General features: G+C 59.6%; 12 protein-coding genes. 7 read left to right on the forward strand and 5 right to left on the reverse strand.

Annotation, left to right across the window (positions count from 1 at the left end):
- From AB5405_RS05355 to AB5405_RS05365, 3 genes are all read right to left on the reverse strand, one after another.
- Positions 1-636 (reverse strand): histidine phosphatase family protein, encoded by a 636-nt coding sequence (locus tag AB5405_RS05355; protein WP_349117210.1) that lies wholly within the window; start codon positions 634-636, stop codon positions 1-3.
- A gap of 17 nt (positions 637-653) precedes the next feature.
- Entirely contained in the window at positions 654-1,196 is a 543-nt protein-coding gene (locus AB5405_RS05360; RefSeq protein WP_161115853.1) for a histidine phosphatase family protein, read from the reverse strand.
- An 82-nt stretch (positions 1,197-1,278) separates the two neighbouring features.
- Positions 1,279-1,950, reverse strand: a complete 672-nt coding sequence (locus AB5405_RS05365) for a nitroreductase family protein (protein WP_368137802.1) — start codon at positions 1,948-1,950, stop codon at positions 1,279-1,281.
- Positions 1,951-2,185: 235 nt separating this feature from the next.
- On the opposite strand from AB5405_RS05365, the gene AB5405_RS05370 reads away from it, so the two are divergent.
- Both AB5405_RS05370 and AB5405_RS05375 read left to right on the forward strand, forming a co-directional pair.
- Positions 2,186-2,788, forward strand: coding sequence for an HdeD family acid-resistance protein (locus tag AB5405_RS05370; protein ID WP_035137275.1), 603 nt, complete (start codon positions 2,186-2,188; stop codon positions 2,786-2,788).
- Positions 2,789-3,271, forward strand: coding sequence for a YaiI/YqxD family protein (locus AB5405_RS05375; protein WP_349076692.1), 483 nt, complete (start codon positions 2,789-2,791; stop codon positions 3,269-3,271).
- Positions 3,272-3,404: 133 nt separating this feature from the next.
- On the opposite strand, the gene AB5405_RS05380 is transcribed toward AB5405_RS05375, so the two are convergent.
- On the reverse strand, positions 3,405-4,493 hold the full coding sequence (locus AB5405_RS05380; protein ID WP_349117205.1) for a putative manganese transporter: 1,089 nt from the start codon (positions 4,491-4,493) through the stop codon (positions 3,405-3,407).
- 171 nt (positions 4,494-4,664) lie between these two features.
- Here AB5405_RS05380 and AB5405_RS05385 point away from each other — a divergent pair, with 171 nt between their 5' ends.
- The 5 genes from AB5405_RS05385 to AB5405_RS05405 all read left to right on the forward strand — a co-directional run bounded on the left by AB5405_RS05385 (position 4,665) and on the right by AB5405_RS05405 (position 10,479).
- Positions 4,665-5,633, forward strand: coding sequence for a 3'-5' exonuclease (locus AB5405_RS05385; RefSeq protein ID WP_349117204.1), 969 nt, complete (start codon positions 4,665-4,667; stop codon positions 5,631-5,633).
- Between the two features lie 652 nt (positions 5,634-6,285).
- Positions 6,286-7,389 (forward strand): putative endonuclease domain-containing protein, encoded by a 1,104-nt coding sequence (locus AB5405_RS05390; RefSeq protein ID WP_368137803.1) that lies wholly within the window; start codon positions 6,286-6,288, stop codon positions 7,387-7,389.
- 389 nt (positions 7,390-7,778) lie between these two features.
- Positions 7,779-8,144, forward strand: coding sequence for an ArsR/SmtB family transcription factor (locus tag AB5405_RS05395; RefSeq protein ID WP_368137804.1), 366 nt, complete (start codon positions 7,779-7,781; stop codon positions 8,142-8,144).
- A 63-nt stretch (positions 8,145-8,207) separates the two neighbouring features.
- The gene (locus tag AB5405_RS05400) at positions 8,208-8,426 is read left to right on the forward strand and encodes a cation transporter (protein WP_035137286.1); all 219 of its coding nucleotides are present in this window, start codon (positions 8,208-8,210) and stop codon (positions 8,424-8,426) included.
- A gap of 100 nt (positions 8,427-8,526) precedes the next feature.
- On the forward strand, positions 8,527-10,479 hold the full coding sequence (locus AB5405_RS05405; RefSeq protein WP_368137805.1) for a heavy metal translocating P-type ATPase: 1,953 nt from the start codon (positions 8,527-8,529) through the stop codon (positions 10,477-10,479).
- Positions 10,480-10,594: 115 nt separating this feature from the next.
- On the opposite strand, the gene AB5405_RS05410 is transcribed toward AB5405_RS05405, so the two are convergent.
- On the reverse strand, positions 10,595-10,956 hold a 362-nt coding region (locus AB5405_RS05410), incomplete at its 5' end, for a helix-turn-helix domain-containing protein (protein ID WP_368137806.1).

Consider the following 10,956-nt stretch of genomic DNA (forward strand, 5'->3'; position numbering starts at 1 on the left):
TTATCCCCGTTGCGGGCCTGCTGCCGCCACAAGTGGTTCAAGCCCCAGCTCGCGCGCGTAATCCTCCTGCGTAAAGACTTCGACAAGTTCAAACGTATCGGCCGTATCGTCAAACGCAAAATGCAGCACTGAGCAGTTGCCCGGCACGCGTTCGCGCTCGTCTGCCGCCGCGCCCCGCACGTGGTCCAAAAACTCCTTGATAGCCGAGCCATGGCTCACCGCGAGCACGCACTCGTGGTCCGGACGTCGCATAAGATCGGTTATCGTCGCCGCCATGCGCTCGCGCACCTGCATCTGGCTCTCGCCGCCAAACTGACGATAGAAATCTCGCCACGGGCGCTCGGGCATAAGCATCACGCGCTCGGCCTCAAAGTCGCCAAAGAACCACTCACGCAGACCGTCCAGGCGCTCGTACGCCAAGCCCGGCCACAGGTTGGCGATAGTCTGCTCGGTGCGATGAAGCGTGGAGGTGTAGGCATGATCGGGCTCAATGCCGCACGCACGTAAAAACATGCCGGCGCGCGCCGCCTGGTCGCAACCCAACTGCGTAAGCGGCGAGTCACTCCACCCCTGAATGATACGCTTGAGGTTGAATATCGTCTGTCCATGACGGACCAGATACAGATCTTTATTCATAGGGGTCCTTTCGTTCGTTACCAATCAAGGAGCGAAAACGCCCCGTCGCAATAGCCAAAATGAAGCACGGCTCCGTTGTCGGGTAGCTCTCCCCTGCCAGTCACATACTCAAGAAACTCCTGGCAGGCTGAGCCGTGGGAAACCGCCAGCACGCAGTCGTGCTGCGGCCTGGCCATGATGCGCGACAGCACCGCGACCATACGCGACTGGAGCTGCACTTCAGACTCGCCACCAAAGGCCACCGGATAATCACCCCAGGGCTGCGGCGGCATATCGCGATTTGATGTGCCCTCCAGCGAGCCCAAATGCCACTCGCGTAGGTCATCGACCAGCTCTATCGAGCAGCCCTCGCCAGCAATTAGCTCAGCCGTACGCCGCGCCCGGCCCAACGGGGAGGAATACACACGGTCAAAGGTCACGCCACGCGCCTCAAACGCCGCGCGCGTCGCCAGCGCCTGCTCGCGCCCGCGCGCCGTAAGCGGCGAATCGTGCCCACCCTGCAAAATGTTCTGCACGTTGAGCTCAGTCTGCCCATGCCGCACCAAATACAAATCTGCCACACGCCCTCCTCTCGCACCACCGCAAAGGGGACAGGTACCTTTGTGGTGGTTTACCGCCGGATCACACCGCGGTGACGCTCAACTACAGCAGTACGTCGGCGAGCGAACGCTTGGGTACGTGGTGCACCTGTGCCTCGTCGCGCCAATAATTGATGGAGCCATCGGGGTTGGAATCGATCGCATCGATCACCTGCGTCTCGGCCGGAACGCCAAACGCCATGATCAGCTTGAGCTCATACTTGTCGCTATCGAGCCCCATGGCATCGATCGCGTGGGGCGTAAAGGCCTTGAACATGCAGGCAGCCACCTCGGGCGTGGCGCTGCGGGCGGCGAGCATCATCGTCTGCGCGGCAATGCCCGTGTCGATCTCAGTAATAGGAGCGGCGGGCTTACCCGGAACGGCGCGCTCGGCAAGAATCGCGATGTAGCCGGTCGGGCGCTCACCCTCGGCAGGACCCGGCCAGTCCTTAAGCGCGCCGGCCCATGCAAGCTCGTCAAACACGCGAGCGCAGTCCTCGGAACCGCTCACCACATGAAAACGAAGACGCTGAGCATTGGCACCACAGGGAGCCAGGTGAGCCAGCTCTGCCAGCTCGAGCAAAAACTCACGCGGCACGCGCATGGACTCGTCAAAGCGACGGCACGTACGGGCGCGGCGGACCAGCGCGTCAAACGTGTCCAGGCCGAGCTTTTCGCAACCTTGCTTTGACATCGACTCCGCGCTAGACGGCGCCGCGGGAACTGTTTCGTTCATAGGGACCCCCAATTTCGGGCAATTGTTCTTAGGAAAATCTAACCTAAAACGTAGGCAATAACGAACAGGGCCGCAATGTTCTACACCTGTTGAATAGAAAATCGCGACGTGGGGAACAACGGAAACAATTCGGGGCCTTTGGGTTACGTTTCACCCTCCCCGACCCATACGCCAGCGCCTTTAGGCGATACTGGTCGTAACGATCAAGGCTTACGCCGCACGGAAAGGAGACATTATGGGCATCTTTAAGAATGATGACCAAAAATCGAGCCAGTTTGGATTTGACGAGAAAAGCATGGCAGGCAAGGCCGTCAAGGCCGTGCGCTGGATTTACGCCATCACGGGCGTCTTGGCGCTCGTCGCCGGCATCGCACTGCTGTTTGCGCCCGCCAAGTCCCTCGTCTTCCTAACGACCGTCTTGGGCTTCTACTTTGTGATCACGGCCGCGATCAGGCTGTTTACCGCTGTTTTCGAGCCACTGCTGCCCACCGGCTGGCGCGTGACGAGCATCATCTCCAACCTACTCATTATCTTGGGCGGCGTCATAATCCTGCGCAACCAGGCCTTCTCGACCGCAACGCTCACCACGATGGTGGTTATCGTGGCCGGCTTTGGCTGGATCGTCGAAGGTGTCATGTCCATTCTGGAGTCCGAGCTTTCGTCCAACCGTGCCCTCGCCATCCTGAGCGGCGCGCTCTCCATCATCGCCGGCATGTTCGTGTTTATCTATCCGCTGTGGTCGGCCAAGATGCTCGTCATCTTTAGCGGCGCCGCACTGCTGGTGTTTGGCGTAACGCTGATTGTCCGCGCCATTCAGTTTGGCAAACTGGTGCACTAGATGCCAAGGACGCTCTTTATTGATGCCGACGCCTGCCCGGTCACGCGCGAGTCGATTGACTGCGCGCGGCGGGCGGGCGTCGCCGTTGTTATCGCCGGCAACAGCACGCAAAACCTGGAACGGCACATTCGCCGCGACGACCCGCGCGATGCCGAGCACGCGCGACGCGGCTTTTGGGTCACGACGCTCGATGTGAGCGTGGGCGCCGACAGCGCCGACTTTGCCATTGTCGAACGCCTGCAGGCGGGCGACGTAGTCGTGACGCAGGACATTGGCTTGGCGAGCATGGCGCTCGGGCGCGATGCCGCCGCCATCGGCGTGCGCGGGCGCGTCTACGACAAAGCGACCATCGACATGCAGTTGTTTATTCGCCACGAGGAAAAGAAGGTACGCCGCGCCGGGGGACGCACTCGCGGACCGGCGGCATTTACCAGCGAAGACCGCGCTCGCTTTAAGCGCAACCTCACCGAGCTGCTGCGCTAACCAAGGTAGATTTTTGGGACATGTCCGGAAATCTGCTTTTTTGCTTTGGCGATTGACACGCATCCAACGCCCAGGTCATGGCGGTAGATTTTACGGCATGCCCCAGTTTTTACGGCATGCCCCAAGCATCTACTTAGAGGCCAAAGGCAGAAAGGATAAGACCCCAGCCCGCACCGATGACGTACATCATGATCAGGAACAGGACGTTTTCGCGGGCGCTGCGGTTGGTGCGGAACAGCACCAGGTAGCCCACACCGGCAGAGATGAGCGTGCCGGCGAGCATCGGGGCCAGCTGCAGCGCGCCTTCCAGGTACAGTTGCGTGATGACGACGCTGGCCGAGCAGTTGGGAATCAGGCCGACGAGTGCCGAGCCCAGGACCGCAAGCGTCTCGTTGCCACGCAGGAACTGCTCGATCGCGGACTCGCCGAAGGTCTCGAGCACGGCGACCAGAATCAGCGTCACCAGAAAAATGAATACCGATACCTGCACGGTGTGCGAGATGGCGCTGCGAATAATCGACAGGAGGGGCGCGCCCTCGTGAGAGTGGGAGTGACCGTGGCCATCATGGTGTTCATGCTCGTCCTCATGACCGTGATCGTGGCCATGTCCGTGTTCGTGCTCGTCCTCGTCTTCATCGCAACCGCAATGGTCGCGCTCGCACAGCTCATGGATGTGATCGGCGCTCACGCCCGCCTCGGCCACCTCGTCGATGATGTCACCGCCAGTGTGGTCGTCGTGCGCGCAGTTCACATGAGCCGGATTAGCAGCGGTCCCCAGCACGGTACGGCGAATCGCCGCATGTGCGCGAGCGTTACGACGCAGGCCGCGAATGGCGGCGTCCACGATAAAGCCCGTGACCAGCGCGATCAGCGCCTTCGAAGCCAGAAGCATCGCCATGGTCTGCACGGGAACTTGCTCGGCGAGCAACAGCGGCAGCATCTCATCGGAGGTCGAGAGAAACACCGCCACCAGGGTACCCAGCGTCGCGACGCGACCGGCGTACAGCGTGGCCGCCATTGCCGAAAAGCCGCACTGCGGCACCATGCCCAGCAACGAGCCAACCACGGGGCCCGCAGCGCCAGCGCGCTTGATGGCGCCGTTAACGCGGTCGCCCGCAACATGCTCGAGCGTCTCGAGCGCAAGGTACGTCACCAACAAAAACGGCACCAGCGAGAGCGTGTCTTTGCCGGCATCGAGCAGAATATCTATCAGTAAATCCATGACGGATGGAACCTTTCGTGTCTTTCGGCAGCATTGTAAAAGTCCTAGCGGTCAACTAGGGTATTGTAGTTGTCCCGGGCGCGGTGCCAATAGTTGCCCATGGTAAACTATCATCTCGCCACAACTCAGTAACCCCGAGCCGCGCGACGCGGCCCGTCCAAGGAGCATCCTATGAACGTTTCGCAAGCACTCGAATACGAGCGCCAGCCGTTTATCCCCATGTTTATCTATGGCGATCACGGTGCCATGGAGTCCGAGCGCCAGAAGGGCGAAGAGGCCCTCAAGGTGCTCGAAACCGAGTACTTTACCGCTGAGGGCGACCCCGGCTTCGACTTTGCCACCGTGCGCGACCTGGCCGACCGCAACCGCGACCTGTGCGACCAGATCGGCGAGGCGCGTCTACGCAACGTGACGCCCGCGACGCTTTCGCGCGGTCTGTCCGATGCCGACACCTGCGCCGCCATCGGCAAGATGCAAAAGCGCACCGCCGCGTCCGTCATGCGCGAGATCCGCGGCGACCGCGACGCGCTCGGCGTGGCGTACGCCCGCAAGCCTATCCAGGGCACGGTGCTCGGCATCGACATCGAGACCACCGGCCGTGCACCCGAGCGCGGCTACATCATCAACGTCGGCTGGGAGATCATGGATCTCACCAGCGACGCCGTGCCGCATGACGCCGAGGCACACTACTGCGGCCTGCCCGATATCTACCGCGGCGAGGATGTGCCACTGTCGAATATCCACCACATCACCTGGGACGACATCGACGGCAAAACGCCCTTCCGCGAGAACAAAGAGCTGCAAAAGCAGCTGCTCAAGCTTATGAAGAAGTACCCGTACATGGCACACAACGCCGCCTTTGAGGACAGCTGGTTCAAGATCCACCTGGACGGCTACGCCGAGGCACGCCGCGCGGGTAAGATTATCGTCATCGACTCGCGCCAGATTTGCCGCAGCTTGGACGCCGACGTGCGCTCGCTCCCCCGCGAGTCCGCCCCCGCTGCGCTCGAGAACTGGGCGCGCCGCCGTGGAACCCTCGCCGCCGACGCCAACGAGCAGCATCTGGGCCTGGACGACACCGACCTCATGCTCCGCACCGTCCAAGCCGAGTTCAACCTCAAGAACCTATTCGCGAAATAACCGATCCATCTGCGGGAGCGCCTGCCAGGCACAGCGCAATCCGTCTGGGCACACCGACACGCAGTAAACTAGGGCGCAGCCTTATGGCTGCACCCTAGTTTTCATCAAAACGAGCAAATACGCGTGCTTCACATAGTCGGCAGGTTGGCCCACCTACATTTTTCGAGTTGTTCGGCCAGCTGAACCACTAGTCAAGGCCCCTTGAACCGCAATCGAAGCTAAAATCGCCTTAATTTCGCAACCAAGCCCCATAAATCTACCTGAATCAATTCGAATAGGACGTTGCGATCGCACCATTTGTATAGGATAAGGCCGAATAACTCAAATTATGTTGGTGAGGCATCTGAGCGGTCGGCAAAAACGCTTAGAAGCTACGAATCCGCAACTAAAGTTCATCAAAAAGGGGCAGCCGGCAGAAACCTCCCCAGCCAAAGCTGCTCCCTCAATACGACAGCTCAAAAACCCACCGTTCGCAGAAGATAAGCCGCGCCCCAATACCGTTGCCCGAAGTTTCGGGCGTATGCGGCGTCCGCTATGCCATCATGCGCGTATGGGAATCATTCTGTCACATACCACGGCACGCGCTGTATACCAAACAGCCAACTCGCTCGCAAGCTACGCGACCGGTCCCATACCTATGGAAAAGATCAGGGTGTCTGCGCCGACCACGTCCGACCTGGAAGCGGCACGAGCATGGCTCAACAGAAAGAATGTCGATTCTGAACGTATCCATGTGCTGACGTTTTCCAATAATGCCAAAAGGCACCGCAAGGGCTGCATCTGCCACTGCACGCGCTATACGTTTGATGCAGAAAGCTACCTAGAACTCGAGCCGAACGTCTACATCGTCGATATCAAGCTGTGCGCGTTAGAAGCAACAGCCGACCTCAACCTTTCGGAGCTCGTTGAGTATTACTTTGAAATCTGCGGCTCCTACGCGCTTGGAACGTCCGACGAAACTCAATATCGCGAGCGCCCAGCCCTAACCAGCGTTGAAGAGCTCAGAGCCTTCTTTTCAGAGGCACCGGGGTATCGTGGATCTAATAAAGCACTTAAGGCACTTTCTTATGTACACGAAGGCTGTCGCTCCCCACTCGAAACGGCGTTTGTCATGATGCTGACAATGCCCAAGTCAATGGGTGGCTTAGCCATACGCGCTATCAAAACGGATTATCCGATCCCAGTCCCCAAAAGATACGCCGCCCTAACGCGACGGACGGTTTTCTACCTCGACGCGCTGCTCGAAAATTCGATGACCGATATCGAATACAACGGCTTTTACCACGACGAACCCGAGCAGCAATCAATTGACGAGGAGCGCCGAAACACGCTGCGAAACATGGGATATGCCGTTATCACAGTTAATCGTCATTCGTTTTTCAAGCAGTCCGCTTTTAAACGGGTCATGGAAGCGATTCGCATTCGCGAGAAGATATGGCCCGGTCGACTCCCGGATAACTTCGCCATCCTGCAAGAAACTCTTCGTCAATTTGTCTTGCGGCGCTACTTCGAATACGGTCGCCGCGTCCTGGAGACACTCAAAGAAGAGGCCGCCAAGCGCGAAATTGCAAGCCAATATCCGCAAGCTGATGACCCGAGCATCAACGATGTGCCCGAACCCGACGACATGCAACACGTCGGGGCCCTTGCTGAGGAAATCAATGGGGCTTGGGAATGCGACATGTTCGCAAAAATCGATGAAAACCGCACGGAAGACGACACGATTATTGATCTAATTGAGAATTCGCTCTTCTAAAGGCGATCTCTGCGGATGTCCACCTACATTTTTCGACTTATTCGGCCACCGATGTGCCAGATTGGCTGCAGCAAAGCTCAATATAACTTTAGATAAAACTGATTCTGCAGAAACTCCCGTAGAGGAAGAACTGATTCTCGCGGTATTTGACACGATAAAGTACAAATATGAACAGTTCCAATGCTTCTCAAGGTGGCTTTCTTAGCATGCTAGCCGAACATCTCGAAATATGTTGGCGAGCATTGCGTCGATGTCTCCCAACCCACAGAAAATCGCAGAGGCGGCAAGCAGTCATCGAAATTAACGCAAATTGTATTGACATATGAACATACACTCATATAATCGAAAGCAAGTTATATGAGCGCATGTTCATATGAAAGGATATTGCAATGAGCGTCCGCGTTGATGAAACGAAACCCGACATCGAGGCCACCGAACCCGCGATCCCCACCACCTGCTCGCCCGAGGACCTTCCCGACGAGGAGCTTCTCTACGACCTCGCCGACCTGTTCAAGGTCTTCAGCGACACCACGCGCATCAAGATCCTTTACGCCCTCATGGGCCGCGAGCTCTGCGTGGCAGACATCGCCGAAGCGACCGAAACCTCGCAGTCCGCGGTGTCGCACCAGCTGCGCACACTCAAGCAGGCGCACCTGGTTAAATTCCGGCGCGACGGGCGCAATATCCTCTACTCGCTCGCCGACGACCACGTCTACACCATGCTCAACCAAGGCATGAGCCACATCTGCGAATAGCGACCAACCACGGTACCAGCGCGGCCTGCACCCAAGCCGCAAATACAGAGAAAGGAACCCACCATGAAAAAGCAGTTTAAACTCGACGAGATCGACTGCGCCAACTGCGCGCGTGAGCTTCAGGACGAGCTGGCCAAGCTCGAGGGCGTCAAATCCGTGTCCGTCAACTTTATGACCCAGAAGTTGACGCTCGAGGCCGATGACGCCGAGTTCGACGAGGTGCTCAACCGCGTTGTAGAGTTTACGGCCGACGCCGAGCCGGACTGCGAGATCATTCTCTAGCCCAGGTTTACGCCAACCTGCAAGGCCGCGATTGCCGCGGCCTTTGCTCGCGAAATTATATGAGCGAGTGTTCATACGTTCAAATGGGAGGATACGAGTCATGGCCACCGCCGACCCCAAGAAGAAAAAGAAGAAGCGCAAGAAGAAAGAGTCACTCGAGCATAAGCGCAACCGCATCCTGGTAGCGCTGGGCATTTTTGCCGTGGTGTACGCCCTCGATGAGTTCGGCACCCTCACCGCCGCATTCGGTACCCCGGGCGACATCTACGCCAGCTTTGTGCTGTTCCTCGTACCGTTTTTGATTGCCGGCTACGACGTGCTGCAAAAGGCATTCAATAACATCCGCCGCGGCAAGGCCTTCGACGAGAGTTTCCTTATGGCAGTCGCGACCATCGGCGCGTTTGCCATGGTGCTCTTCCCCGATACCGACCCGCACATGGCCGAAGGCGCCGCCGTCATGCTGTTCTACCAGGTCGGCGAGCTGTTCCAGGCGTACGCCGTGGGCAAGAGCCGCAAGTCGATCAGTGCCATGATGGACATCGCGCCCGACTACGCTAACGTCGAGCAGCCCGACGGCACACTCGAGCAGGTCTTCCCCGATGACATCGCCGTCGGCACCGTGATTGTGGTCAAGCCCGGCGAGCGCGTGCCCATCGACGGCGTCATCGTCGAAGGCGAAACCCAGCTCGACACCGCCGCCCTTACCGGTGAGTCGGTCCCCCGCCCGGCCAAAACCGGAGACGATATCATCAGCGGCTGCATCAACATGACGGGGCTCATCCACGTGCGCACCACCAAGCCCTTTGGCGAGTCCACCGTCGCGCGCGTCCTGGAGCTCGTAGAAAACGCCAGCGAAAAGAAGGCGCGCACCGAGAACTTCATCACGCGCTTTGCCCGCATCTACACGCCCGCCGTCACCGGCGCTGCCGCGGTACTCGCGCTCGGCGGCGGCTTGGTCACCGGCGCCTGGTCCGACTGGATCCTACGCGGCCTGACCTTCCTGGTCGTCAGCTGCCCGTGCGCGCTCGTGATCAGCGTGCCGCTCAGCTTCTTTGGCGGCATCGGCGGCGCATCCAAACTAGGCGTTCTCATCAAGGGTTCTAACTACCTCGAAACGCTCGCCGACGTGGACACCGTCGTCTTCGACAAGACCGGCACGCTCACCAACGGCACGTTTTCGGTCGTGGCGGTGCACCCCGAGTCTGGCTATACCGAGCAGTCGTTGCTCGAGGTCGCAGCCCTTGCGGAGTCGTTCTCCGATCACCCCATCGCGCAGTCCGTGCGCGCCGCCTACCATGGCGAGGTCGACCCCAAGCGCGTAAGCGACTCCACCAACGACGCGGGCCATGGCGTGACGGCAACCATCGACGGCAAGCACGTCGTCGTTGGCAATGCCAAGATGCTTGCTGCGGCCGGTATCGACGCTCCCAATTGCGAGGTTGTCGGCACAATCCTCCACGTGCTCGTTGACGGCGTGTACGCCGGCCACATCGTGATTGCAGACACCGTTAAGGCCGATGCCGAGCAGACGATCAGCGACCTGCACGCCGCCGGCGTCAAGCGCACCGTCATGCTCACGGGCGACCGCGAGGAGGTTGCGGCGTCTGTGGCCAAGCAACTCAGTCTCGACGAGTTCCACGCGCAGCTGCTGCCGGGCGATAAGGTCGAGCGTGTTGAGGCGTTGCTCGCGGGCGAAAGCGGCAAGGGCAAGCTCGCTTTTGTCGGCGACGGTATCAACGACGCACCCGTGCTTACCCGTGCCGATGTGGGCATCGCCATGGGCGCCATGGGCTCGGACGCCGCAATTGAGGCGGCGGACGTCGTGCTGATGGATGACAAGCCGTCCAACATCTCCCTCGCGATCCGCGTGGCGCGCAAGACCATGACGATTGTTTGGCAGAACATCATCTTTGCGCTGGGCATTAAGTTGCTGATTCTGGTGCTTGCGGCACTGGGCATCGCCAACATGTGGCTTGCCGTGTTCGGCGACGTGGGCGTGGCGATCATCGCCATCCTGAACGCCATGCGCGCGATGGGTGTCAAGAACCTGTAGCGTTCGTGGGCTGTCCGGCCGGGACCGGGCTTGGTTTTGAAAACGTCCTCGCGTATGAGGCCCGCCTTTCCTGCTCCTACGGAGCAACGGAAAGGCGGGCCTCGCGCTGACGCTCCTATTTGGCAAGGTGTTTTTTAGAATCCATTTTGCGCTCGGCCTCGAAGGCCTGCCTGTCCCAATCGAGCGGAAGTCCGGCCTCGACCCATGCCTCGTAGGCCCTCCTTATGGGCTTGAGCTCCCTTTGGCCCCTCTCCAGCATCGAGATGTACTTCTCGCTGGTGCCCAGTATGGACGCCGCCCTCACCTGGCTGACCTTCGCCGCGCGCCTGGCCGCCACGAGCTCCGAGGCGTCCTCGGGCCTCCTGATCTCGTGCGGGCGCATCAGCGCCCGGTACGCCTCTGGATTGGCAACACCTATTTGGACGATTCCGGGAGGGACAGCCCCGCCTCCCTGAACTCGACCGGAGACATGTAGCC

It is taken from the genome of Collinsella aerofaciens (genome assembly GCF_040920445.1).
GTDB classification, from domain to species: Bacteria; Actinomycetota; Coriobacteriia; order Coriobacteriales; family Coriobacteriaceae; genus Collinsella; species Collinsella aerofaciens_BH.

Bases quoted from the DNA above. Each gene is read 5' to 3' on its own strand.
- AB5405_RS05355 (WP_349117210.1), bottom strand. From the start codon at position 636: ATGAATAAAGATCTGTATCTGGTCCGTCATGGACAGACGATATTCAAC.
- AB5405_RS05365 (WP_368137802.1), bottom strand. From the start codon at position 1,950: ATGAACGAAACAGTTCCCGCGGCGCCGTCTAGCGCGGAGTCGATGTCA.
- AB5405_RS05370 (WP_035137275.1), top strand. From the start codon at position 2,186: ATGGGCATCTTTAAGAATGATGACCAAAAATCGAGCCAGTTTGGATTT.
- AB5405_RS05375 (WP_349076692.1), top strand. From the start codon at position 2,789: ATGCCAAGGACGCTCTTTATTGATGCCGACGCCTGCCCGGTCACGCGC.
- AB5405_RS05380 (WP_349117205.1), bottom strand. From the start codon at position 4,493: ATGGATTTACTGATAGATATTCTGCTCGATGCCGGCAAAGACACGCTC.
- AB5405_RS05385 (WP_349117204.1), top strand. From the start codon at position 4,665: ATGAACGTTTCGCAAGCACTCGAATACGAGCGCCAGCCGTTTATCCCC.
- AB5405_RS05395 (WP_368137804.1), top strand. From the start codon at position 7,779: ATGAGCGTCCGCGTTGATGAAACGAAACCCGACATCGAGGCCACCGAA.
- AB5405_RS05400 (WP_035137286.1), top strand. From the start codon at position 8,208: ATGAAAAAGCAGTTTAAACTCGACGAGATCGACTGCGCCAACTGCGCG.
- AB5405_RS05405 (WP_368137805.1), top strand. From the start codon at position 8,527: ATGGCCACCGCCGACCCCAAGAAGAAAAAGAAGAAGCGCAAGAAGAAA.